The 24,896-nt window shown below is 21.9% G+C and carries 24 protein-coding genes and 2 pseudogenes; 13 read left to right on the plus strand and 13 right to left on the minus strand.

All coding sequences use genetic code 11. The features are described from left to right. Positions 1 to 8 precede the first annotated feature (8 nt). Genes grpE through tadA form a run of 3 tightly spaced genes read left to right on the plus strand, consistent with a single transcriptional unit; the run spans position 9 to position 1,585 of the window. Complete coding sequence (gene grpE, locus AB4W67_RS01235) at positions 9 to 593, plus strand: nucleotide exchange factor GrpE (protein ID WP_367682756.1); 585 nt, start codon at positions 9 to 11, stop codon at positions 591 to 593. 26 nt (positions 594 to 619) lie between these two features. Further along, entirely contained in the window at positions 620 to 1,108 is a 489-nt protein-coding gene (gene smpB / locus AB4W67_RS01240) for an SsrA-binding protein SmpB (protein ID WP_367682757.1), read from the plus strand. A gap of 12 nt (positions 1,109 to 1,120) precedes the next feature. Beyond that, the gene (gene tadA / locus AB4W67_RS01245) at positions 1,121 to 1,585 is read left to right on the plus strand and encodes a tRNA adenosine(34) deaminase TadA (protein ID WP_367682758.1); all 465 of its coding nucleotides are present in this window, start codon (positions 1,121 to 1,123) and stop codon (positions 1,583 to 1,585) included. Between the two features lie 13 nt (positions 1,586 to 1,598). Here tadA and acpS read toward each other — a convergent pair whose 3' ends face one another. From acpS to lepA, 5 genes and pseudogenes are all read right to left on the minus strand, one after another. Beyond that, complete coding sequence (acpS, locus tag AB4W67_RS01250) at positions 1,599 to 1,979, minus strand: holo-ACP synthase (protein WP_367682759.1); 381 nt, start codon at positions 1,977 to 1,979, stop codon at positions 1,599 to 1,601. Positions 1,980 to 2,086: 107 nt separating this feature from the next. Next, positions 2,087 to 2,908: a GTPase Era gene (era, locus tag AB4W67_RS01255; RefSeq protein WP_367682760.1), complete on the minus strand. Its 822-nt coding sequence runs from the start codon at positions 2,906 to 2,908 to the stop codon at positions 2,087 to 2,089. Beyond that, a complete protein-coding gene (gene rnc, locus AB4W67_RS01260; RefSeq protein ID WP_367682761.1) occupies positions 2,905 to 3,585 on the minus strand; it encodes a ribonuclease III in 681 nt (226 codons plus the stop codon). Before rnc ends, era begins: the two co-directional genes overlap by 4 nt. A 136-nt stretch (positions 3,586 to 3,721) precedes the next feature. After that, a pseudogene (gene lepB, locus AB4W67_RS01265) lies at positions 3,722 to 4,656 on the minus strand (signal peptidase I). Positions 4,657 to 4,670: 14 nt separating this feature from the next. After that, positions 4,671 to 6,461: a translation elongation factor 4 gene (gene lepA / locus AB4W67_RS01270; RefSeq protein WP_367682762.1), complete on the minus strand. Its 1,791-nt coding sequence runs from the start codon at positions 6,459 to 6,461 to the stop codon at positions 4,671 to 4,673. Between the two features lie 232 nt (positions 6,462 to 6,693). On the opposite strand from lepA, the gene mnmA reads away from it, so the two are divergent. The 10 genes from mnmA (at position 6,694) to ribA (ending at position 16,555) form a co-directional block, all read left to right on the plus strand. Beyond that, positions 6,694 to 7,800: a tRNA 2-thiouridine(34) synthase MnmA gene (gene mnmA / locus AB4W67_RS01275; RefSeq protein ID WP_367682799.1), complete on the plus strand. Its 1,107-nt coding sequence runs from the start codon at positions 6,694 to 6,696 to the stop codon at positions 7,798 to 7,800. A gap of 45 nt (positions 7,801 to 7,845) precedes the next feature. Beyond that, a complete protein-coding gene (purB, locus tag AB4W67_RS01280; protein WP_367682763.1) occupies positions 7,846 to 9,219 on the plus strand; it encodes an adenylosuccinate lyase in 1,374 nt (457 codons plus the stop codon). Between the two features lie 39 nt (positions 9,220 to 9,258). Then, complete coding sequence (locus AB4W67_RS01285) at positions 9,259 to 9,870, plus strand: transglycosylase SLT domain-containing protein (RefSeq protein ID WP_367682764.1); 612 nt, start codon at positions 9,259 to 9,261, stop codon at positions 9,868 to 9,870. Positions 9,871 to 9,898: 28 nt separating this feature from the next. After that, on the plus strand, positions 9,899 to 10,681 hold the full coding sequence (locus tag AB4W67_RS01290) for an enoyl-ACP reductase (RefSeq protein ID WP_367682765.1): 783 nt from the start codon (positions 9,899 to 9,901) through the stop codon (positions 10,679 to 10,681). A gap of 142 nt (positions 10,682 to 10,823) precedes the next feature. Then, positions 10,824 to 12,764, plus strand: coding sequence for an exoribonuclease II (rnb, locus tag AB4W67_RS01295; RefSeq protein WP_367682766.1), 1,941 nt, complete (start codon positions 10,824 to 10,826; stop codon positions 12,762 to 12,764). Between the two features lie 75 nt (positions 12,765 to 12,839). Further along, on the plus strand, positions 12,840 to 13,469 hold the full coding sequence (locus tag AB4W67_RS01300) for a YchE family NAAT transporter (protein WP_367682767.1): 630 nt from the start codon (positions 12,840 to 12,842) through the stop codon (positions 13,467 to 13,469). 17 nt (positions 13,470 to 13,486) lie between these two features. Beyond that, the gene (lipB, locus tag AB4W67_RS01305; RefSeq protein ID WP_367682768.1) at positions 13,487 to 14,140 is read left to right on the plus strand and encodes a lipoyl(octanoyl) transferase LipB; all 654 of its coding nucleotides are present in this window, start codon (positions 13,487 to 13,489) and stop codon (positions 14,138 to 14,140) included. A gap of 69 nt (positions 14,141 to 14,209) precedes the next feature. Further along, on the plus strand, positions 14,210 to 15,109 hold the full coding sequence (gene lipA / locus AB4W67_RS01310) for a lipoyl synthase (RefSeq protein ID WP_367682769.1): 900 nt from the start codon (positions 14,210 to 14,212) through the stop codon (positions 15,107 to 15,109). A 67-nt stretch (positions 15,110 to 15,176) separates the two neighbouring features. Then, positions 15,177 to 15,887, plus strand: a complete 711-nt coding sequence (gene pyrF, locus AB4W67_RS01315) for an orotidine-5'-phosphate decarboxylase (RefSeq protein ID WP_367682770.1) — start codon at positions 15,177 to 15,179, stop codon at positions 15,885 to 15,887. A gap of 77 nt (positions 15,888 to 15,964) precedes the next feature. Next, the gene (gene ribA, locus AB4W67_RS01320) at positions 15,965 to 16,555 is read left to right on the plus strand and encodes a GTP cyclohydrolase II (protein ID WP_367682771.1); all 591 of its coding nucleotides are present in this window, start codon (positions 15,965 to 15,967) and stop codon (positions 16,553 to 16,555) included. Between the two features lie 176 nt (positions 16,556 to 16,731). On the opposite strand, the gene cls is transcribed toward ribA, so the two are convergent. From cls to trpD, 8 genes and pseudogenes are all read right to left on the minus strand, one after another. After that, positions 16,732 to 18,192: a cardiolipin synthase gene (gene cls, locus AB4W67_RS01325; RefSeq protein ID WP_367682772.1), complete on the minus strand. Its 1,461-nt coding sequence runs from the start codon at positions 18,190 to 18,192 to the stop codon at positions 16,732 to 16,734. Positions 18,193 to 18,447: 255 nt separating this feature from the next. Further along, the gene (yciA, locus tag AB4W67_RS01330) at positions 18,448 to 18,858 is read right to left on the minus strand and encodes an acyl-CoA thioester hydrolase YciA (RefSeq protein WP_367682773.1); all 411 of its coding nucleotides are present in this window, start codon (positions 18,856 to 18,858) and stop codon (positions 18,448 to 18,450) included. Positions 18,859 to 18,900: 42 nt separating this feature from the next. Continuing rightward, positions 18,901 to 19,431, minus strand: a complete 531-nt coding sequence (gene ispZ, locus AB4W67_RS01335; RefSeq protein ID WP_367682774.1) for a septation protein IspZ — start codon at positions 19,429 to 19,431, stop codon at positions 18,901 to 18,903. 23 nt (positions 19,432 to 19,454) lie between these two features. Next, positions 19,455 to 20,198, minus strand: coding sequence for a YciC family protein (locus AB4W67_RS01340; protein ID WP_367682775.1), 744 nt, complete (start codon positions 20,196 to 20,198; stop codon positions 19,455 to 19,457). Positions 20,199 to 20,271: 73 nt separating this feature from the next. After that, a pseudogene (gene trpA / locus AB4W67_RS01345) lies at positions 20,272 to 21,080 on the minus strand (tryptophan synthase subunit alpha). Further along, complete coding sequence (gene trpB / locus AB4W67_RS01350; RefSeq protein WP_367682776.1) at positions 21,067 to 22,263, minus strand: tryptophan synthase subunit beta; 1,197 nt, start codon at positions 22,261 to 22,263, stop codon at positions 21,067 to 21,069. The pseudogene trpA and the gene trpB overlap by 14 nt, the downstream one beginning before the upstream one ends. A gap of 20 nt (positions 22,264 to 22,283) precedes the next feature. Beyond that, positions 22,284 to 23,657 (minus strand): bifunctional indole-3-glycerol-phosphate synthase TrpC/phosphoribosylanthranilate isomerase TrpF, encoded by a 1,374-nt coding sequence (trpCF, locus tag AB4W67_RS01355; protein ID WP_367682777.1) that lies wholly within the window; start codon positions 23,655 to 23,657, stop codon positions 22,284 to 22,286. A gap of 3 nt (positions 23,658 to 23,660) precedes the next feature. Further along, positions 23,661 to 24,671 carry an anthranilate phosphoribosyltransferase gene (gene trpD / locus AB4W67_RS01360; protein WP_367682778.1) on the minus strand — a complete coding sequence of 337 codons (1,011 nt, stop codon included), beginning with the start codon at positions 24,669 to 24,671 and terminating at the stop codon, positions 23,661 to 23,663. Positions 24,672 to 24,896: the final 225 nt, after the last annotated feature.

The raw sequence follows: 24,896 nt of genomic DNA on the forward strand, positions 1-24,896 counted from the left end.
ATTTTTTTATGAATAAAGATATAAAATCCGATAAAGATATAATAGATGATAAAAATATAGATCGTAAATTTAATAAAGAAATATCAAATGATTCAGAAATTAATGAAAATATTTTTTTAATTAAAAATTTAGAGAATGAGTTAGAAACATCTAAAATAAAAATAAAAAATATAATTTTAAAACAAAATGAAGAAATTTTTAAAATAAAAACACGATTAAATAAAGAAATTGAAAAATATGAAAAATTTTCTTTAGAAAAGTTAATTTTTGAATTACTTCCTATTATAGATAATATTGAGCGAGCTTTTGAGTTAATAAAACAAAAAAAAGAAGAAAGATATAAAAATATTTTAAAAAAAATCGAACATTTTTTTTCTTTAATAAAAAATATATTTGACGTATTTAAAATATCTAAAATAAATGAAATAAAAGTACCATTTAATCCTGATCTTCATCAAGCCATATCTATTAATTATACAAATTTAATTAAATCAGATCAAATTATTGAAATTATGCAATCTGGATATTTACTTAATAATTCTCGTTTATTGCGTCCGGCTATGGTTGTAGTATCAAAAAATAAAGATTCTTAATTTAATTTGTCGGATCATATTAATATATGTCAATCAAAAAAAAATCTAATTATAAACTTTCTACTATTTGTACAAACAAAAAAGCACATTATAATTATTTCATAGAAGAAACATTTCAATCTGGTTTAGTATTAAAAGGATGGGAAATAAAATCTATTAAATTAGGTCGAATTAATATTACTGAAAGTTATGTTAGCAATATTTCACATGAAATGTATCTTTGTAATTCTATTATTCAACCTTTATCTACAATTTCTAGCCATATATCCTGTGATCCTTTAAGAAAAAGAAAATTATTATTACATAAAAATGAAATTAATTATTTATCTATAAAAAAAAACAAAATTGGTTATACTTTAATTGCGTTATCTTTATTATGGAAAAAATCTTGGTGTAAATTGCTTATAGGATTAGCTAAAGGAAAAAGTAAAGTAGATAAAAGAGAAGATGAAAAACGTAACGCATGGAGAAAAGAAAAATTAAAGATACTAAAAAAAACTAAAAATATCTATTAAAAAAAATATTCTATGAAAATTAAAAAAGATCAAAATTGGATGAAAATTGCTTTTAAATATGCATGTTATGCTCAAAAAATTGGTGAAGTTCCAATAGGAGCAATATTAGTTTTCAAAGAAAAAATTATTGGAACTGGTTGGAATAGTTCTATTTCAAAAAATGATCCTACTGCGCATGCTGAAATTATAGCTTTACGTCAAGCCGGGAAAAATATAAAAAATTATAGATTTAAAAATACGACATTATATGTCACATTACAACCTTGTATAATGTGTTTTGGCGCAATTATACATAGTCGTATTAAAAGATTAGTATTTGGAGCTAGTTATAAAAAAGAAAATACATACTCTATTAATAATATTTTTTTTCAATTTCAAAAAAAATGTAAATTAAAAATTCAAAAAAATATTATGGAGTACCAGTGTTCTGAAATTTTAACTAATTTTTTTAGAAATAAAAGAAAATCAAATATTTAAAATTTATTAATAATTAATTTTCTAAAATCACTATAGCATATGAATATGATATTTCATCAGAAGTGCTAACGTGTATAGATTTACATTTCATTTTTTTTAATTTTTTTAAAGCATTATTTAAAAATCTTAATTTAGGTTTTCCAAGATAACTATTATATAATTCTAATTGATTAAAAGTAATTCCGCAATTAATACCAGTTCCCAGTGCTTTAGATGCTGCTTCTTTAACAGCAAAGCTTTTTGCAAGGAATTTAATTTTATTTTTTATTTTAAAATATTTTATATATTCGTTTTCTGATAATATTCTTCGAGCTAGTTTATTTCTAAAAGATAAAAAAATTTTTTTAATTCTTTTGATTTCTACAATATCTGTTCCTATACTTATGATAGACATTATTATTTAACTCTTTTTAAAAATTAATAGGAGTGTAACTTTATTTTTTTAAAATTAGTTAAAATACTGAAAATATTTTAACTAATTTTAAAAATAAAGTTTTATATTTAAATTTTTTCTAATACTAATATAAAAAGATGTGTTTTTTTATTATTTTCTTTTTCAAGATGATATCTAGATGATACGCTAATTTTTTTAATCATTTCTCCTTTGTAACCAATAACAATTTTTTTTTGTCTTTTATTTTTAACATAAATAATTGCATGAATATAAATTTCTTTAAATTGATCTTTAATTGATTCAATTTTTACTCTAATTATTGAAGGTAATTCATCTCTTAAAAAAAATATTACTTGTTTTCGAATAATTTCTGATATTTCAAAATAAAAAGAATTTGTTGTAATATAATTTTTAGGAAAAACATGTAAATTATTTGGTAAATATTTTTTTATAATATTTTCTAATATATTAATATTTTCTCTTTTTTTTGCAGAAATGGGAATAATTTCTGTTGAATGTGTTTTTTTTGAAAGAAAATTAATATATGGTAAAATTTTATTTTTATTAAATAATTTATCAATTTTGTTAATTACATAAATAATTGGGATATTAGTTTTTTTTATTTTTTTTAAAATAATTTCATCTTTTTCTTTCCATATATGCGCTTCTATTAGAAATATAATTATATTTGTATTTTTAATTATTTTTAAGCTATTTATATCATTAGAATATATTCCTGGTGTATCTATATAAATAGATTGATAGAATTCATTAGTTTTAATACCTATTATATTTTTTTTTGTTGTATTTTTTTTATTTGATGTAATAGAAATATTTTTTTTGACAATTTGATTAATTAAAGTTGATTTCCCAACATTAGTTCTTCCAATAATTGTTATATATCCACAATATTTTTGTTTTTTTTTCACTCTACACCTAATTTAATTAATGCTTTTTTAGCTGCATTTTGTTCAGCTTTTCTTCGACTTTTTCCTATTCCAATAAATAACTTCGAATATATACTAATTTCACAATGTATAGTAAATATTTGATTATGAGATTCACCGCATATATTTACTATAAAATATTCGGGTAATGATAAATGTTTAGACTGTAAGTATTCTTGTAATCTTGTTTTAGGATCTTTCTGTATATTACCAGGGCTAATTTTTTCTAATCGTTTTTCATACCATTTTAATATTAATTCTTCTACTGTTTTAATATTACTGTCTAAATAAATACTACCAATTAGAGCTTCTACAGTATTTGCTAAAATAGATTCACGGCGAAAACCTCCACTTTTTAATTCACCTTGTCCTAATTGTAAATATTCACCTAAATCAAATTCATATGCTATTTCTGCAAGAGTATTGCCTCTAACTAAAGTTGCTCGCATTCGACTCATATCTCCTTCATTAATAGAAGGAAAATGTTGATATAAAGCATTTGCAATTACAAAACTTAAAATAGAATCTCCTAAAAATTCAAGTCTTTCATTATGATTGCTACCTGCACTTCTATGTGTTAATGCTTGTTTTAATAAATTTTTATGAGTAAATGTATATCCTAAAACTTCCTGTATTTTATTTGTAACAATGTGGTTCATATCATACCAATTTCAATAATATTTTAATTAATTTTTTAATTCATTTATTTATATAACATAAAAATAATACAAACTTGATAGAATTTAATAAAATATTGAAAGATATCTAAAAATATTATTTAATATATTATTAATTTTAATATATATTACCGATCCTATTAATACGTATATTTGTAGGCCATTCATTTTCTTTTTTTTCAAAACTCATCCATATTTTTATAGCTTTTCCTAAAATATTTTCTTCTGGTACAAATCCCCAGTAACGACTATCTAAACTATTATCACGATTATCTCCCATTACAAAATATTTATTTTCGGGTACTATCCAAGTAAATTTTGGTATATTTTTTTGTTGGTAATAATGATTTTTTGTATTTTGGATTTCATCTAATAATAGTATTTTATGTTTAAAATTATTAATATTTTCTTCTACTAATTTAAAATAAAAAGAATTATATATTTTTTTTGTTTTTATATTATTTTTTTCTGAAAAATATATTCTTTGAAAAAATTGAGTTGTTTTTTTATTTGAATAATTAATAGATAATATATTTTTGCAATTTTTTGTATTAGTATAATTAATACAAATTTTAATTTTTTTATTATGTATATTATATTTAATTTTATCTCCTGGTAAACCTATTACACGTTTAATATAATTTATGTTAGTTTGAATCGGATGTCTAAAAACTATAATATCTCCTCTTTGAGGATGTTGATTTTTTATTAATATTTTATTTGTAATAGGTTCTTTTAAACCATATATGAATTTTTCTACTAAAATAAAATCTCCTATTAAAAGTGTTGGCATCATTGAACCTGAGGGAATTTGAAATGGTTCATAAATAAAAGAACGTGTTATAAAAACAATGAAAAACATTGGAAATAAAGATGATATTTTTTGATAAATATTTTTTTTATTTTTTAAGAGTATTTTTTCTTTTAAAATAATTTTATTTCTTTTTTTTTAATGAAAAAATAGTTAATAAAATATTTTATATAGTTTAATAACCAAAAAAAACCAGTACATAAGGTACTTAATATTAAAAATATTGTTAATATGTTAGGCATTTTATGTTCTCTTTTTAATTATTAAGGTTTAAAATAGTAAGAAATACTTTTTTTGGTAAATTAATATTACCAATTTTTTTCATTCTTTTTTTACCATCTTTTTGTTTTTTTAATAGTTTCTTTTTTCTACTAATATCACCTCCATAACATTTTGATAATACATTTTTTCTTAATTGTTTAATTGTTGATCGAGCAATAATTACATTATTCACACTTGCTTGAATGCTAATATCAAATTGATGTCTAGGTATTAACATTTTCATTTTTTCAACTATTTCACGAGAACGTTGTTGTACATTTTTATAATAAGAAAGCGTAGTTAAAGCATCTATTCTTTTTGAATTAATTAATATATCTATTCGAACTATTTTAACTATTTGGAAATATTTAAAATTATATTCTAAGGAAGCATAACCACTAGAAACTGATTTTAATTCATCAAAAAAATTTAAAACAATCTCACTCATAGGAATATGATATTTTAAAGAAACTTGATTTTCATGATAAATTAAATCAGTTTGCAATCCTCTTTTTTTTATACATAATTTCATTATAGATCCAAGAAATTTTGGAGGAGATAAAATACTGCATTCTGCAATTGGTTCTTTGATATTTTTGATTGTATTAATTAAAGGAAAATTTGAAGGGGTATCTAAATAAATTTTTTTTCCATTAATTAATTCAATTTGATAAACAACAGTAGGAGCAGTTGAAATTAAATCAAGAGAATATTCCCGTTCTAATCGAGCTTGAACTATTTCCATATGCAATAAACCTAAAAATCCACATCTAAAACCAAATCCAAGAGCACTGGAATTTTCAGGTTCATAAAATAAAGAAGAATCATTTAAACTTAGTTTTTCCAATGCATCTTTAAATGTTTCATATTGATTTGAATCAGTAGGAAATAAACCTGCATAAATTTTAGGTTTGATTTTTTTAAATCCATTTAACATTATTTTAGATGGGTTATGATAATGTGTCAATGTATCACCTACAGGAGCTGCATTAACATTTTTAATTCCACATATGACCCAACCTACTTCTCCGCATTTTAATTTTTTTTTGTTTATTTTTTTAGGTGTAAAAACACCTAATTGGTCAACAAAATAAGTTTGACCTGTACTCATTACTTGTATTTTATCTTTTTTTGAGATAAATCCATTTTTAATTCTAATTAAAGATACTACACCTAAATAGTTATCAAACCATGAATCAATTATAAGAGCTTGTAATGGACCATTTTTATTTCCTTTAGGAGCAGGAATATCAGTAACTATTTTTTCAATAAGTGTATCAATACCCTCACCTGTTTTAGCTGAACATTGAATAGAATTTTTAGTAGAAATTCCAATAATATCTTCAATTTCTTTTTTAACTCGACATACATCAGAACTAGGTAAATCAATTTTATTTAAAACAGGTAATACTGATAAATTCATTTTTAGTGCAGTTTGACAATTAGCTAATGTTTGAGCTTCTACTCCTTGAGTTGAATCAACAACTAATAATGCTCCCTCACAAGCAGATAATGATCTAGATACTTCATAAGAAAAATTTACATGACCAGGTGTATCAATAAAATTTAGTTGAAAAACATTATTTTTTTTATCTATATAATCAATCATAACGCTTTGTGCTTTAATCGTAATGCCTCTTTCTTTTTCTAGTTCCATTGAGTCTAAAACTTGATGAGACATCTCTCTATCACATAAACCACCACATTTTTGAATTAAACGATCTGATAAGGTTGATTTTCCATGATCAACATGAGCAATAATAGAAAAATTTCTTATATATTTCATTTTTTTAGATTAAACTTATTTTAAAATTAATTAAAAATTTTTTTTAATTATATTTTTAATATAAAAATGTATTTTATATGAATATTTTTTAAAAGTATAAACATTTAATATATTTCTTTTTTTATTTTAATATAATATATTTATGATTATTTTTATACTAAAGAATTGTTATAAAATAATATAAGTTATTTTATTTTTCTTTTAATTGTTTAATCTTAAAAAAGATGTAATTATTATGAATAAATGTAAAAAAAAAGTGATAATTGCTATGTCAGGAGGTGTTGATTCATCTGTAGCTGCATGGTTTTTAAAAAAAGACGCCTATCTTGTAGAAGGCTTATTTATGAAAAATTGGGAAGAAGATGATAAAAAAAATTATTGTCATGCTGCGAAAGATTTAAATGATGCAAAAAATGTTTGTAAAAAATTAAATATACATCTTCATAAAATGAATTTTTCTCAAGAATACTGGGATAAAGTATTTAAAAAATTTATAAATGAACATAAAAAAGGTAGAACACCTAATCCGGATATATTATGTAATAAAGAAATTAAATTTAAATTGTTTTTTAATTATTCTATTAACCAACTTAATGCAGATTATATTGCTACAGGTCATTATGCTCGAATTTTAAAAAAAAATGGGGTAAATTATCTTTTAAAAGGAATAGATTATCAAAAAGATCAAAGTTATTTTTTATATACTTTAAAAGATTATCAATTAAAAAAAATTTTATTTCCTATTGGAACATTTAAAAAAAGTCAAATTCGAATGATTGCAAAAAAAATAGGTTTAAAAATTGCAGAAAAAAAAGATTCTACAGGTATTTGTTTTATTGGTCCTAGAAATATAAATAATTTTCTTTCTAACTACATTTCTAAAAAAAAAGGTAATATAGTTACAATAAATGGAGAAATTATTGGTACACACAATGGTTTATTTCATTATACCATAGGACAACGTAAAGGATTAAACATTGGAGGAATTAAAGGAAAATACAATAATCCATGGTATGTAGTAAAAAAAAATAATAAAACAAATACATTAATTGTTGCACAAGGATTAAATAATCTATATTTAATGTCGATAGGTTTAATTGCCGAAAAAATTACTTGGATAAATAGTATTAACATTAAATTATCATTTTCTTGTTGCGCCAAAACAAGATATCGACAAAATGATGTTATTTGTAAAATAGAATATATAAATGATTTTCATATAAAAGTTTTATTTAATTCACCTGTGATTGCAGTTACCCCGGGACAATCAGTAGTATTTTATTATAATGATATATGCTTAGGTGGAGGAATTATTAAACGTCAATTATCATTAATGTAATATTTTATATTTTATTAAAAATTATCAAAAATAGGAATCTAAAATATGCAGTTAACTTCATTAACTACGATTTCTCCTATTGATGGTCGTTATTTTGAATCAACACAATTATTAAGAAATATATTTAGTGAATTTGGTTACTTAAAATATCGACTTAAAGTAGAGATTGAATGGTTTAAAAAAATCATGTCTATGAATAAATTATTAGATATTAAAAAAATAGATAATAATGATATATTATTTATTGATAACGTTTTTAATAAATTTAATGAAAAAGATATGTTATATATTAAAAATATAGAAAAAAAAACTAATCATGATATTAAAGCATTAGAGTATTTTTTAAAAAATAAATTATCTCAATCAAAAAAATTATCATATCTTACAGAATTTATACATTTTGCATGTACTTCAGAAGATATTAATAATATAGCTTATGCATTAATGATTAAAGATGCTCTTAAAAAAATAATTTTACCGCTTTGGTTAAAAATAATTAATATTTTAAAAAAATTATCAATTGAATATAAAAGTATTCCTTTATTATCTATGACTCATGGACAACCAGCCACTCCTTCTACTATGGGAAAAGAGATTTTAAATTTTTATTATCGTGTGAAAAGACAATATAAAAAATTAAAAAATATTGAAATATTAGCAAAATTTAATGGTACTACTGGAAATTACAATGCACATTTAGCGGCTTATCCATATATTAATTGGCATATTATTAGCAAAGAATTTATTATATCATTAAATCTTATTTGGAATCCATGTACTACACAGATTGAACCACATGATTATATTGCAGAAATATTTGCATGTATTTCTCTTTTTAATACTATTTTAATTAATTTTAATCGTGATATTTGGGGTTATATTTCTTTAAATTATTTTAAGCAAAAATTAATCAAAGATGAAATTGGTTCATCTGTAATGCCACATAAAATTAATCCTATTGATTTTGAAAACTCTGAAGGTAATTTAGGATTATCTAATGCATTAATGAATCATATGATAAATAAATTACCTATTTCTAGATGGCAACGTGATTTAAGTGATTCTACAGTATTAAGAAATATAGGAGCTGTATTTTCTTATGCAATAATTGCATATTATTCAATGTTACGTGGTTTGAGTAAGTTAAAAATTAATAGTTTTCAACTTTTAAAGAATTTAAATGAAAATTGGTCAGTATTATCTGAAGCAATTCAAACTATTATGCGTCGCTATAATATTAAAAATTCTTATGAAAAATTAAAAAAATTCACTCGAGGTAAAAAAATAAGTAAAGCTAATATATATAAATTTATTTCAGATTTAAATATTCCAGAAATAGAAAAAAAACGTTTAAAAAAAATCACTCCAACAAATTATATTGGTTATGCTATTCATATTGTTGAAAAAACAATTGAATAAATAAATTTTTTTAAAATTTATTTTTAAGGAGTTTTACTTGTGTTATTAAAAGCTCTTATTTTTTCTGTTATATTTTTAATAGGTTGTAATAAATCACTAAATATAGAAAAAAACTATTCTTTAAATAAAAAAGAAATTGAACAAACAATTTATCATTGGAATAATTTTATTAAAATTGCTTCAAATAAATATCATGTTGATGAAAAATTAATTAAATCTATTATATATGTTGAATCTTCTGGAAATCCTTATGCAAAAAGTAGTTCCAATGCAATTGGATTAATGCAAATTAAGCCTTCTGCAGCAGGTGTAGATATATATAGATTTTATGGAAAAAAGGGAAAACCTTCTATAGAAGAATTATATAATCCTAAAATTAATATTAATATTGGAACACTTTATATTCATTTATTACAAAAAAAAAATTTACTTGGGATTAAAGATAAAGAAATAATGAGATATGCAACTATTGTATCTTATGTAAATGGAACAAGTGCATTATTAAAAATATTTCATGAAAACAAAAATCAAGCAATAAAAATGATAAATACTATGACAGTAAAAACATTTTTTCAACATATAAAAACACATCCTTCTAAACAAGCATCAAATTATTTAGAAAAAGTAATAAAAATTTATAAAATTATTTAAATTTATAAAAATTTTTTGGAAATTTAATATGGGATTTTTAAAAGGTAAAAAAATTTTAATTACAGGTATATCAAATAAAAAATCTATAGCCTTTGGTATAGCAAAAGCAATGTATAAACAAAAAGCAGAGTTAAATTTTGTTTGTCAAAATAAAAAAATTATTAATAAAGTTAATTATTTAATTCGTCCGATGAGTGCAAACTCTATTTTTTTTTGTGATGTATCTAATGATGAAAATATTAAAGAATTTTTTTTTGATTTAAAAAAAACATGGAAAAAATTTGATGGATTTGTACATTCTATTGCTTATTGTCCTAAAAAGCAGATTAATGAAGATTTTATTAAAAATAGCACTAAAGAATCTTTTATTTTATCACATGAGATTAGTTCATATACTTTTTTAAGTATGGCAAGGGAATCTATAAATATGCTAAATAAATTTTCTTCTTTAGTTACATTATCTTATATAGGTGCTCAAAAAGTTTTATCTAATTATAATGTAATAGGATCAGCTAAAGCTTCTTTAGAAGCTAATGTAAGATATATGGCGTATTCACTAGGTAAAAAAAATATTAGAGTAAATGCAATTTCATCTGGTCCTATAAAAACTATATCTTCACGTCAAATAAAAAAATTTTATAAAGTACAAGAATATCAAAAATCAGTTTCATTAATTAAAAATTATATTACTAGTAAAGAAATAGGAAATGTTGCTGCTTTTTTATGTTCTGACTTATCTTTAGGAATCACTGGTTCAATTATTTATGTTGATAATGGATTTCATATTAACATTCCTAATGAAATAATTTAAAAAAAATTAAAAATATTTTATTAGTGTTTATAAAAATTTTCATAAAATTTATCTATGATAATTTACAAATAAGTTATATATTAAAAATTCTTAAATAATAAAATCATTTATTTTCTATTTTTAATAGTTAGGTTGTATAATTATGTTCCAAAACAATCCATTACTTGCACAATTGAAAAAAAATTTACATAAAAAAATACCAAGGGTTGAAGGAATAGTAAAAAGTACTGAAAGAGGATTTGGTTTTTTAGAAATTGATATTCAAAAAAGTTATTTTATTCCTCCTAAAAATATGAAAAAAGTAATGCATGGAGATAAAATATCCGCATTATTAAAAGTTGAAAAAGATCGTGAAATAGTTGATCCTGAAAAATTAATTGAACCTATTTTAAAAAGATTTGTAGGAAAAATTGAAAAAAAAGATAATAAGTTATTTATTTTACCTGATTATCCTTTTTTAAAAGATCTGAATATAATATGTTATCCTAAAAAAAATTTTACTCATTCTTTTGAAACAGGAGATTGGGCTGTTGCGAATTTAATACAACATAAACTTAATGGAAATCCTATATTTTGTGCTGAATTAATTGAAGAAATAGTAAAAGTAAATGATCCATTAACACCATGGTGGGTAACTTTATCACGTCATAATCTTGAAAAAAAAGCTCCTTTAATTGAAAAAAAAGATACTCTTTTAAAAGATCATTCATATCGAAAAGATTTAACAAATCTTGATTTTATTACAATAGATAATACTAATACAAAAGATATTGATGATGCTTTATTTGTTAAAGAAGAAAAAAATGGTAATTTTTGTTTAACAGTTGCTATTGCAGATCCAACTTCATATATAGAAAGTGGAAGTAAATTAGATATTATTGCTTCTAAACGTGGTTTTACAAATTATCTTCCTGGTTTTAATATTCCTATGTTGCCTAGAGAGTTATCAGAAAATATATGTTCATTAATTCCGAATAAACGTAGACCAGTTTTAGCATGTTCTATAATAATTAATAAAGATGGAAATATTTCTAATAAAATTAATTTTTTTTTAGCATGGATTATATCAAAAGAAAAATTATCTTATGATGATGTATCAAATTGGATTCATCAAAAAGGATTATGGAAGCCATCAAATCATTCAATTGAGAATCAAATTTTGATTTTATATCGATTATCTTTATTGCGAATAAAATGGAGAAAATTAAATGCAGTGTTGTTTAAAGACACCCTGGAATATAGATTTCAATTTTCTGAATCTGGTACAGTACAAGATGTAATTATTGAAAAAAGAGGAGTTGCTCATAAAATTATTGAAGAAGCAATGATAATCGCAAATGTATCAGCTGCAAAATTTTTATCAAGAAATTTAGGTTTTGGTATTTATAATATACATTCTGGTTTTGATTCTATTAATGCTGAAAATGTAGTTTCTTTTTTAGAAAATTATAATTTAAAATTTACAGCTAAAGAAATAACAACTCTAAAAGGATTTTGTAATCTCAGACGTGTATTAAATATTTTATCTAATGATTACATTAATAGTCGAATTCGACGGTATCAATCTTTTGGGGATTTTAGTACTACACCAAGTCCACATTTTGCATTAGGTTTTTCAGAATATGCAACTTGGACCTCACCTATTCGAAAATATAGTGATATAATTAATCATCGTTTATTAAAATCAATCATTAAAAAAGAAAAAATTATTAAACCTCATGAAGACATTAAATTTAAAATTAGTGAACAAAGACGAAAAAATAGAATAGCTGAAAGAGATATTTCAGATTGGCTTTATACATTGCTTTTACAAAAAAAAGAATATCAAAATAAAAAATTTTATGCTGAGATAACTGATGTTTCTAGAGGTGGAATAAGAGCTAAATTAATAAAAAATGGTGCAAATGTTTTTATCCCTGCATTATTCTTACATCCGATTAGAGAAGAAATAATTTTTAATCAAGAAATAGGACAAGTTTTTATTAATGGTAATTTATATTATAAAGTTTCTGATTTAATTGAAGTTGTATTATTTGAAATTCGTACAAAAACAAGAAGTATTATTGCTAAGCTTAATTATTAAAATTAATTAAATAATAAAAAATTTATTATTTTAAAAAGATTTTTAAAGAACTCCAATATAAATTAAGAGTATAATATGAATATTTCAATTTTTGATTTTTCTATATATATAAAATTTTTTATAAGTCTATGTGCCTTGGTTAATCCAATTGGAATGATTCCTATTTTTACAACTATTACTGCTCATCAAACTACTTTTGAACAAAAAAAAACTAATTTAATAGCAAATTTTTCTGCATTCTTAATATTATTAATATCACTATTTCTAGGTAATAGTATTTTAAATATTTTTGGTATATCTATTAATTCATTTAGAATTGCAGGAGGCTTATTAATTATGAGTATTGCTTTTTCTATGATTAATGGAAAGTTTATAAAAAATCAAAAAATTAAAAAAGATAAAGAAAATATTAGTGTTGTTCCCCTTGCTATGCCTTTAATTGCAGGTCCAGGAGCTATTAGTTCTACGATTGTTTGGAGTACATATTATTCTAGTTGGATAAATTTAATAGGTTGTAGTATATGCATTTTTTTATTTTCTTTAGTATGTTGGTTATGTTTTCGAGCAGCTCCATGCGTTGTTTTAATATTAGGAAAAACAGGTATTAATATTATTACTCGTATTATGGGTTTATTACTAATGTCTTTAGGAATAGAATTTTTTAATGTTGGTATCAAATCTATTTTAAATGAATTATTACATTAATAATATTGGATATTATATTGAATAATAAAATTATTTTCTTTAAAAATATAGGGTTAGTAAATTGGGAAAGAAGTTATAATAATATGCATTTTTTTACAAAATATCGAAATACTTGCACACCTGATGAACTTTGGTTTGTTGAGCATTATCCTATTTTTACTCAAGGTATATTAAAAAATTATTGCTTAATTACATCTAAAAATAATTTTATTAATCACATTCCTGTAGTAACAACTGATAGAGGAGGTCAGATTACATATCATGGTCCTGGTCAACAAATATTATATTTTTTAATTGATTTAAAACGTAGAAAAATTAATATTCGTAAATTAATAGATATTATGCATACTTTAATAATAGAAACTTTAAGTTACTTTTCTATTAAATCTAGTATAAAAAAAAATAGTCCAGGAGTTTATGTTAATAATAAAAAGATATGTTCTTTAGGATTAAGAGTTAAAAATGGATGTACTTTACATGGTTTATCACTAAATGTAAATATGGATTTAACTCCATTTAATTATATTTATCCATGTGGAAATATATATATTAAAATGACCCAAATAAAAGAATTTAATTCTAATTTAGAATTATCAGAACTTCGTATTATATTAATTAAAAAATTATCTGAGTTATTAAATGTTAAAATTATAAAAAAACCATGTTTTTAAAAATTTTAATATATTAAAATAATATTAATTAATATATTGATTTTTTAAATTTGATGATAAATAAAATTTATGAAAAAAATATCAAACTTAATACCAGTTAAAAATATTTTAAAAAAACAAAATAAATTAAAAAAGCCAGATTGGATAAAAATTAAATTACCTATTTATACATCTCAAATAAATAAAATAAAAGATGCATTACGTAAAAATAATTTATATTCTGTATGTGAAGAAGCGCATTGTCCAAATTTATCTGAATGTTTTAATAATGGAACTGCTACCTTTATGATTCTTGGTTCAATATGTACTCGAAATTGTCCATTTTGTGCAGTTTCACATGGAATACCTTCAAATTTAAATTTAAAAGAACCTGATAAATTAGCAAAAACTATATCTGATATGGGAATTAACTATGTTGTAATTACATCAGTTGTAAGAGATGATTTATATGATGGTGGTGCTCAACATTTTGTTAATTGTATTAAATCTATTAGATATAAAAATAAAGTAAAAATAGAAATATTAGTTCCTGATTTTAGAGGAAGAATTCAATTAATATTAAAAATTTTTAATTCAGGACTTCCTGATATTTTTAATCATAATTTAGAAAATATTCCAAGACTTTATAAAAAAATACGTCCTGGGGCGAGTTATAAAAAATCATTATTATTACTAGAATCATTTAAAAATAAATATAGTAATATTCCTACTAAATCAGGTTTAATGTTAGGATTAGGTGAAAAAGATAAAGAAATTATTCAGGTAATGAAAGATCTTTATTCTTGTGGAGTTACATTATTAACAATAGGTCAATATCTTCAACCTAGTAAAAAACATCTTCCAGTAAAACGTTATATATCACCTTTAGAATTTGAAAATATTAAAAAAGAAGCTCTTTCTATAGGTTTTAAAAATGCTTTTTGCGGGCCCTTTGTTCGTTCTTCATACCATGCCCATCTTCAAATTTAATAATTATATTTTTTTCAAGTAAAATTGTAGTATTTAAAAAATTAAGTTATTTAAAAGAGGTGCGATAGTGTTAAATATCAATTCTTCTAATATTCCAAAAATCATTATTGCATTAGATTTTTATAGTAAAAAAGAAGCTATGAAATTAGTAGATTTTCTTAATCCATCTCTTGTTTATTTAAAGATTGGAAAAGAAATGTTTACAATTTTAGGAAAAAAATTTATTCAAGAATTACATCAATTAGGTTTTAATATATTTTTAGATTTAAAATTTCATGATATTCCGAATACTGTTTTTAATGCAACAAAAGCAGTTGCAGATTTAGGTGTATGGATGTTAAGTGTACATGCATCTGGGGGTAAAAAAATGTTGATTTCTGCAAAAAAAGCATTAAAAACTTTTAAAAATGCTCCATTATTAATTGCAGTTACAGCATTAACTAGTTTAAAAAGAAAAGATTTAAAAGAGATTGGTATACAAATGTCATTACAAGATTACATTTTAACTTTATCAAAATTATCTATTGATTGTGGTTTGGATGGTATAGTATGCCCAGGTCAGGAAGCTAAAAAAATTAAATTATTATATGGTGATAAATGTAAAATTATTACTCCAGGTATTAGATGTACAAATGATTCTTTTAATGATCAAAAAAATATTATTACTCCAGAGCAAATAAAAAAGTTTCCAATAGATTATATAGTTATAGGTCGATCTATTACTTTCTCAAAAAATCCCATTAAAAAATTAAATTTTATAATACAATCTATGCAATAATATCTTTATCTATTTATCAATATTTTTTTATATCAAATAAATTTATAAAAAATTAATAAAAAATTATGGAGTTTTTTATGCAATTAATTCAGATAGAAAAAGCAATATTACCTACTCGTTGGGGTAAATTTACTATATTTGGATTTGAAGAAAAAAAAAATGGAAAAAATCATATTGCACTTGTTTATGGTGATATAAATAAAAATGTACCTATTCTTTCTAGAGTTCATTCTGAATGTTTAACAGGAGATGCTTTTTTTAGTTTAAGATGTGATTGTGGTGATCAATTAAAAATGTCAATGGATAAAATTACACGTGAAGGTAGAGGTTTGTTAATTTATCATCGTCAAGAAGGTAGAAATATTGGTTTATTAAATAAAATTAAAGCTTATTCTTTACAAGATCAAGGATTAGATACTGTTGAAGCTAATTTAAAACTTGGTTTTTCTGCAGATGAAAGAGATTTTTCTTTATGTGCAGATATTTTTAATATTTTAAATATAAAAAAAGTTCGATTATTAACAAATAATCCTTTAAAAGTTAATATGTTGCTATCTTTTGGAATTAATATTATTGAACGAGTTCCTCTTATTACAAAAAAAAATAATAATAATTATAATTATTTAAAAACTAAAGAAAAGAAGATGGGTCATATATTATTTAAATAACTTTTTAAAATATACATATAATATAATTTAACTAAAAAAAATTATTTTTTATTATAATATTATTATATATATATTTTAAAAAATATATCTATATAATAAGTAGGGGTTTCTATAACCCCCAACTTTTTAATATTATATTTAATTATTTAATAAATATTTTAATATTAATATATTTTTTATAATAATGGACTTAAAAAATAAAAAATTTTTTCTAAAATTATTTTCCAATTTTCACGTTCAAACCAAATATTTTTATCTAGTAATTCGGAATTAGAAATATATTCTTTTTGAACTAAATATAATTTTTGACTAAATTTATTATCATCAATTAATAAAGTGATTTCAAAATTTAACCATAAGCTTCTCATATCTAAATTAGCTGTTCCAATTAAACTTAATTGATGATCTACTAATATGCTTTTGCTGTGTAATAATCCTTTTTTAAATTGATAAATTTTAACTCCTGCTTCTAATAATTCACTAAAAAAGGCTCTACTAGCCCATTTTACTAATATAGAATCATGATATAAAGGTATAATAATACTAACTTTTACACCTCTTTGAGCTGCTGTGCAAATAGCATGTAATAAATCATCACTAGGTACTAAATATGGAGTAGTTATAATTAATTCGTTTTTAGCAGAATAAATTGTAGTTAATAAAGCTTGATGAATTACATTTTTAGGAAAACCAGGTCCAGATGCAATTACTTGAACACTAGAATTGTGATTAGATTTATTTTTTAACATTTCTCTATTTGGTAATTTAGGTAAAATTTTTAAACCTGTTTCTATTTGCCAGTCACATGAATAAATCATGCCTATTGTTATAGCTATAGGCCCTTCAATTCTTGTCATTAAATCAATCCATTTACCTACACCAGAAGATCTTTTAAATAAATTAGGATCTACTAAATTCATACTTCCAGAATATGAAATATAATTATCGATTAGTATGATTTTTCTGTGTTGTCTTACGTCTAATCGACGAAGAAATACTCCTACTAAATTAACTTTTAATGATTCTACAATTTGAATTCCAGAATTTTTCATTTTTTTTACCCATGGGCTTCTAAAAAATTCAAGACTTCCAGCTGAATCTAACATTAGCCTACAATGTATACCTCGATTAGCAGAATGAATCAGTGCCATAGCTACATCGTCAGCAATACCGCCTGGTTTCCAAATATAAAAAACCATTTCAATATTTTTACGTGCTAAATAAATATCACGAATTAAAATTTTAATAGCTTGTTTATTATCATGTAAAAGCGTAATTTTATTATTTTTAATCCCAAACATACCTTGTCTATGTTTACAAAGCTGAAATAGAGAAGTAGCAACTTCACTATTTTTTGTTTGAAAAATATATTTACATGATTTAAGTTGTTTAAGATACTGATTAGATATAGACCATATTTTTCTTGCTATTTTTTTATGTTTTTTTTCTAAATATAGCTCACCAAAAAAAAACCAAATTGCAATTCCAATAAAAGGAATAATATAAATAGTTAAAAGCCAAGACATAGAAGTGGGTATACTACGACGTTTGATTAAAACACGATAGGTAATATTAACAATTAGTAACCAGTATATTAAGACAACTAAACATGTAGATGAATCATAAAAAATATTCATTCATTTTATGGTCCTATTTATACTTTTTTAAAAAGTTTTATATTTAATAATTTTATATTTTAAGCAATAAAATATATATTAGTTTATATAAGTAATATTAGATTTTTTAAATAAGTTATAAATTAAAATTTTTTGTTTAACACTTTTAAAAAAGTAATAATTTTTTTATTTAAATTAAAATATTATTACTTTTTAAAAATGTTGGTAATTATTAATTAAAAATTTTACATTTAATTAAAAACATCTTAAATCTATTTAAATAATACTCATAGGTAATACTTCACGAGGATTTCCTAAATTATCAATTGCTACATAAATAAATATAGCTTCTGTAGCACAATAATATTGTCCTATTGGTTTAGAGTAAATTTTTTTAATCCATACTTCTACATTAATAGTAATTGAACTTTTTCCAATTTTTATACAATTTGCATAGCAACTAACAATATCTCCAACCGATACAGGTTTTAAAAAAGTAATTCCATCTACTCTAACAGTTACTACTCTCCCACCTGCTATCTCTTTAGCTAATATTGCTCCTCCTATATCCATTTGTGACATAATCCAACCACCAAAAATATCACCATTTGCATTAGTATCTGAAGGCATAGCTAAAGTTTTTAATACTATTGTTCCATGAGGTAATAACTTATTTTTTTTTGACATTAGTATAACATTCACTCTATTATATTGAAATTATATAAAAAATTATTTTTTTTTTAACATTTTAAAATTTATGTAAATAACTGTAGTCAAAATAGAAAAAATTGTTAAAATTGAAAGTCCAAAAACTTTAAAATTTACCCAAGTGTTTTCTGAAAAAAATAACATTATATAAATATTTAAAATACTGCAAAATAAAAAAAATAATGCCCAAAAAAAATTTAATTTTTTCCATTCAATATTAGAAATTTTTATTTTATTCTCTAAAAATTTTTGTAATATTGGTTTTTTACTAAAAACTTGGCTGAATAATAATACAATAGAAATAAACATATAAATTATTGTAATTTTCCATTTAATAAAATAACTATTATGAAAAAATATAGCAAGAGAATTAAAAATAATAGTTATAAAATTCAAAAAGTTAATTTTATTTATTTTTTTGTACATTATCCAATCTAATATACATGTTACAAATGATATAATTGTTAAAATTTCAGATGCTATAAAAATATCATATATTTTATAAAATATAAAAAAGGTTATTATTGGTAATAGATATAATATTTTTTTCATATTTAAAACTCAAAATTTTTATTTTAAGTATTTTTAAATAACATATAAAACCTAAATAAATATATTGTTAAAATAGAAAAAAATATATTTATATTAATATTTAATATTAAAGTAATAAAATTTTTATTTATTAAGTGCATATTCATAAATATTTTTGTTAAAAAAAACTTTATACACATGAAAAATAAAACACCTGGTCCTATAATATTTATATTATTCCATACAGTAAAAATACTAATTCGTATAGTATTTATTAAAGTGTTTTTTTCAAAACATAAAATAATAGGTGATAAAGAAAGTAATATAGATAAAAATATTCCTGGTAAAATAAAAAATGCAAAGCCTACTTGTACTATCATATTTATAATAAAATTTAAAATAAATAAACTTGGTAATAATTTAATAAAAAAAGTCATTGAAAATATAATCGGTTTTTTTTTATTTTTAGATAAGTATGTAATTAGAGTAATTGTACTACCTAATAAAAACGTTTTACTAATTAAAAACTCCAGTATTTTAAATATTGAATATTTTAATAGTTTTTTTTTCTCATATTCATTCATATTGTTTATAAAATCAAAAAGCGTATGAGAATTAATAAATTTATTATTTTCTATTATAGAAATAATGTGCATATCTGGTTTAATTAATATATTGATTAAAACACTAATAAAAGTAGATATAATTGATATAAAAAAAATAGTTTTTATTTCTTTAGATACAAAATTATATGTATCATTACATAATTGACGCACTGTAATAGACATATATATCTCCTATAAATATTATAAAAAACTTTAAGATGATACATATTATTTTAAATGTAATTTTTTTAATATTTTAAATAAATTTTGTAGATATTATTAATTTGCAAACAAAATTTTTTATTTTTTTCAGCATTTCTTTTTCTTGGTTTAAATTTTTTTCAATAATATTTATAATTGCAGATCCACATATTACCCCATTTGTTCCAAATAAGATTGATTTTTTAATTTGTTTTGAATTTTTAATTCCAAAACCTTGCAATAAAGGAAGATTAGTGTATTTTTTTATACTTTTTATAAATATATTTGAAATTAAATTTTTACTTTCTTCAATACCAGTTACACCAGGACGAGATAATAAATAAATATATCCTTTTGCATATAAAGATAATTTTGATAAAAAAATGTCATTTGCGTCAGGAGGGCAAATAAAAATAGAGTCAATATTATATTTATTAGCATACTTATAAAAAATATTATATTCTTCAATCGGTACATCTGCTATTAAAACAGAATCTAAATCGCATTTTGAACAGTATTGATAAAATTTTTCTATACCTTGATTATATATAAGATTAGCATATAACAATATACCTATAGGTATTTTAGAATATTTTTTACGTAATATTTGAATTACTTCAAAATATTTTAAAATACTATAATTTTTAGACAAAGCACGCAAATTAGCTTTTTGAATAATTGGGCCATCTGCTAATGGATCTGAAAATGGAATTCCTAATTCTAAAGCATCTGATCCACTTTCAATTAATAATTCAATAATTTTTATAGACATCTTTATAGAAGGATCTCCTATAACTACAAATGGAACAAAACATCCTTCTTTAAGTAATTTTTTTTTTTAAATATTTTTTTATAACGATTCACAATTCTTTCCTGTTTTTAAAATTTTATTTACTGTGAAAATATCTTTATCTCCTCGTCCAGAAAGATTTACAATTAAAATTTGTTTTTTATTAGGATTCAAATTCATTATTTTTAATGCATAAGCTAATGCATGAGAAGATTCTAAAGCTGGAATAATACCTTCTTTCTTAGATAAAATATTAAAGGCATTTAATGCTTCTTTATCAGTAATTGAAACATATTTAGCTCGTTTAATACTTTTTAACCATGCATGTTCTGGACCAACAGAAGGAAAATCTAAACCAGCTGAAATAGACCATGATTTTTGAATTTGACCTTCTTTATTTTGCATCAAATAAGATTTCATACCAAAATAAATACCAGTTCTTCCATATTGTAATGGCGCTCCATGTTTTCCTGTATCAACACCTAAACCAGCTGGCTCTACACCAATTAATTCAACTTTATCATGAATGAAATCAGAAAAAATACCAATAGCATTAGATCCTCCTCCAACACACGCAATAATAGAATCTGGTAATTGTCCTGATTGTTCTAAAATTTGATATTTTGTTTCCTCGCCTATAATTTTTTGAAACTCTTTAACAATCTTTGGATATGGATGAGGACCTGCTGCTGTTCCTATCATATAATGTGTATATTTATAGCTATTTGACCAATCTCTAAGTGCTTCGTTACATGCATCTTTTAAAGTACCAGAACCAGTTGATACAGATATTACTTCTGCACCCATTAATTTCATTCGAAAAACGTTAGGTTTTTGACGTTCAATATCTTTACAACCCATATAAATTTTACATTTTAAATTTAATAATGCACAAGCAATTGCTGTAGCTACTCCATGTTGACCAGCACCAGTTTCAGCAATAATTTCTTTTTTTTTCATTTTTACTGCCAACATTGCTTGTCCTAATACTTGATTTGTTTTGTGTGCTCCACCATGTAGTAAATCTTCCCTTTTTAAATAAATTTTTGTTTTTGTTCCTTTAGTTAAATTATTACATAAAGTCAATGGTGTAGGTCTTCCTGCATAATTTTTTAATAGAGATGAAAATTTTTTTTGAAATTTTATATCTTTTTTTGCACTAACAAAACTTTTTTCTAATTCATACAAGGCTGGCATTAATATTTGAGGAACGTACATACCTCCAAATTCGCCAAAATACGGATTAAGTAAAGTCATTTAAAAATAATTTCCTATTTTTATATAAAAAATGATTTGTTAAATTTTAATTCTTGAAAAATTAGTTTTATTTTATTATGATCTTTAATACCAGGTGATTTTTCTACTCCAGAATTTAAATCCAATCCAAAAAAATTTAATTTTAATGCAATATTGCAATTTTTAATATTGATTCCACCTGCTAAAATTACATTATTAAATGTATGATTTTTTAAAATTGACCAATCAAAAGATGTATTACTTCCTCCAGAACCAGAATCAAAAATATATTTATCAACATTTTTCCAATTAAGCATCGGTAATTTTGATGTGATAGAAAATACTTTCCAAATTTTAATATTTTTAGGTAGTTGTTTTTTTAATAAATTAATATATTTTTGATTTTCATCACCATGTAGTTGTATAGCATATAAGCATAATTGATTAGAAATATTTAAAATAGTATTAATACTTTGATTTTGAAAAACTCCAACGTATCTTAAATTGTTATCTAATATAATATTTTTTGCAATTTTTTTTGTAATTCTTCGAGGTGAATTTTCTGCAAAAATTAAACCACCATAAATCGCTCCATATTTTGAACTTGCTTCAATATCAATAGATTGAGTTAATCCACATACTTTATTATGACCAAAAATTAAAGATTTCAGACCTATTTCTAAATTTTTTTTAGACATTAAATGCGAACCAATTAAAAAACCATGAACAATTTTACTTAATTCTTTAATTTGTGAATATTGATTTATTCCTGATTCACTAATAATTATTCTATCATTTATTAAAGCAGATAAAATTTTTGTACGATTTAAATCAATTGATAAATTATGTAAATTACGATTATTTATTCCAATAATTTTAGCATTTAATTCAATAGCTCGATTTAATTCTTCAATATTATTAATTTCTGTTAATATTCCCATATTTAACTTTTTTGCTATTTTTGATAGAATAATATATTGTTCATTATTTAATACTGATAACATAAGTAAAATTGCATCAGCATTATAAAATCGTGCTAAATAAACTTGATATGGATCAATAAAAAAATCCTTACATAAAACTGGTTGAAAAACATAATTTTTAACAATATTAATAAATTTTAAATCACCTCCAAAATATTTTTCATCTGTTAAAACAGAAACAGCAGAAGCATATTTTTTATATATATGGGAAATTTGAATTAAATTAAAATTTTTTTTAATTATTCCTAAGGAAGGAGATTTTCTTTTATATTCTAATATAAAAAAGGGGCTTTTATTTTTTAAGAAATTATAAAAATTACGAGTTTTTGTATTTATTTTATTTTTAATTTTTTCAAAAGGTTCTTTTTTTTTTCGATTTTTAATCCAATCTAATTTATCTTTTATAATAGTATTTAATATTGTATCTTGCATAATTTATTTGTCTTCTTTCAACATATTAGCAATTTTAATTATATGTTTATAAATATTACCACTACGAATTTTTTTTAATATAATTTTTGTATTTTCTATTAAATTTATATATCCGAAGTTTTTTAATAAAATAGCAACATTGACAGCAATTAATTCTTCATGTGATCTCTCACCTTTTCCTTTCATAATTTTTTTTATAATATTGAAACTTTCTTCTGGAGAATTAACTGAAGGTATTTTTTGAGAATGAGGTTTAAGTCCAAAATCTTTAGCTTCTAATTCATATGAATAAATTTTATTATTTATTAATTCTGAAATATATGTAATACCATCTAATGTTACTTCATCAGTTCCATTGCTATGCATCACAATTCCTTTTTGATATTTTAATTTTTTTAAAATTTTTATCATAGGTAAAATCAATTCTTTTTTATAAACACCAATTAATGTAAAAATAGGACGAGCAGGGTTTAAAAATGGTCCTAATAAATTAAAAATAGTTTTAATTTTTAAAATTTTTCGAATATTATTGACATATTTAAAACCATTATGATATTGAGGTGCAAACAAAAAACAAATATTTAATTTATTTAAAGTGTTTAAAGAATTTTCCAAGGATGGATTCAAATTAATTTTAAATTTGCTTAAAAGATTAGATGAACCTGATTTACTTGAGACACCTTGATTACAATGTTTAATAATCTTAAATCCACAGTAAGATGCAACAAAAGCACTAGTAGTTGAAATATTAATTGTATTTTTATTGTCCCCGCCTGTTCCTACTATATCAGAAAAAATATAATTTGGTCTAGGAAATAATTTCATTGTTTCTAAAAAAGCATGAACCGCACCTAATATTTCTTCACTTGATTCAGGTCGCATATACATAGCTGTTAAAATAGATGATAGTTGTATTTCATTTATATTTCCAGCAATGATAGATTGAAATAATTTATAACTTTCTTGTTGATTTAAAGATGTAAATTTATAAATTTTTTTAAATATTTTTTGCATTGACAACCTTAAAAGCTTTTTAATTAAATATTAATAATTACTATTTTTATAATTTTTTTACAATAATCTATTGTAATAAATAATTCAATTTAAATTTTAAAAAAGTTTATTTATTAATATTATTATTAAATATTTTGTTATAAATATTATATATAAATATTTATCTAATATTATATATTTTTTATAAGTTTAATAATAGATAAAACAGTAGTTCTGTTATTTTAT

This window comes from Buchnera aphidicola (Protaphis terricola) (assembly GCF_964059145.1).
GTDB lineage: Bacteria > Pseudomonadota > Gammaproteobacteria > Enterobacterales > Enterobacteriaceae > Buchnera > Buchnera aphidicola_BP.

What these genes read in the sequence shown, in the direction of transcription:
- grpE (WP_367682756.1), top strand. Translation starts at nt 9, where the DNA reads ATGAATAAAGATATAAAATCCGATAAAGATATAATAGATGATAAAAAT.
- smpB (WP_367682757.1), top strand. Translation starts at nt 620, where the DNA reads ATGTCAATCAAAAAAAAATCTAATTATAAACTTTCTACTATTTGTACA.
- tadA (WP_367682758.1), top strand. Translation starts at nt 1,121, where the DNA reads ATGAAAATTAAAAAAGATCAAAATTGGATGAAAATTGCTTTTAAATAT.
- acpS (WP_367682759.1), bottom strand. Translation starts at nt 1,979, where the DNA reads ATGTCTATCATAAGTATAGGAACAGATATTGTAGAAATCAAAAGAATT.
- rnc (WP_367682761.1), bottom strand. Translation starts at nt 3,585, where the DNA reads ATGAACCACATTGTTACAAATAAAATACAGGAAGTTTTAGGATATACA.
- lepA (WP_367682762.1), bottom strand. Translation starts at nt 6,461, where the DNA reads ATGAAATATATAAGAAATTTTTCTATTATTGCTCATGTTGATCATGGA.
- purB (WP_367682763.1), top strand. Translation starts at nt 7,846, where the DNA reads ATGCAGTTAACTTCATTAACTACGATTTCTCCTATTGATGGTCGTTAT.
- AB4W67_RS01290 (WP_367682765.1), top strand. Translation starts at nt 9,899, where the DNA reads ATGGGATTTTTAAAAGGTAAAAAAATTTTAATTACAGGTATATCAAAT.
- rnb (WP_367682766.1), top strand. Translation starts at nt 10,824, where the DNA reads ATGTTCCAAAACAATCCATTACTTGCACAATTGAAAAAAAATTTACAT.
- AB4W67_RS01300 (WP_367682767.1), top strand. Translation starts at nt 12,840, where the DNA reads ATGAATATTTCAATTTTTGATTTTTCTATATATATAAAATTTTTTATA.
- lipA (WP_367682769.1), top strand. Translation starts at nt 14,210, where the DNA reads ATGAAAAAAATATCAAACTTAATACCAGTTAAAAATATTTTAAAAAAA.
- ribA (WP_367682771.1), top strand. Translation starts at nt 15,965, where the DNA reads ATGCAATTAATTCAGATAGAAAAAGCAATATTACCTACTCGTTGGGGT.
- cls (WP_367682772.1), bottom strand. Translation starts at nt 18,192, where the DNA reads ATGAATATTTTTTATGATTCATCTACATGTTTAGTTGTCTTAATATAC.
- yciA (WP_367682773.1), bottom strand. Translation starts at nt 18,858, where the DNA reads ATGTCAAAAAAAAATAAGTTATTACCTCATGGAACAATAGTATTAAAA.
- ispZ (WP_367682774.1), bottom strand. Translation starts at nt 19,431, where the DNA reads ATGAAAAAAATATTATATCTATTACCAATAATAACCTTTTTTATATTT.
- AB4W67_RS01340 (WP_367682775.1), bottom strand. Translation starts at nt 20,198, where the DNA reads ATGTCTATTACAGTGCGTCAATTATGTAATGATACATATAATTTTGTA.
- trpB (WP_367682776.1), bottom strand. Translation starts at nt 22,263, where the DNA reads ATGACTTTACTTAATCCGTATTTTGGCGAATTTGGAGGTATGTACGTT.
- trpCF (WP_367682777.1), bottom strand. Translation starts at nt 23,657, where the DNA reads ATGCAAGATACAATATTAAATACTATTATAAAAGATAAATTAGATTGG.
- trpD (WP_367682778.1), bottom strand. Translation starts at nt 24,671, where the DNA reads ATGCAAAAAATATTTAAAAAAATTTATAAATTTACATCTTTAAATCAA.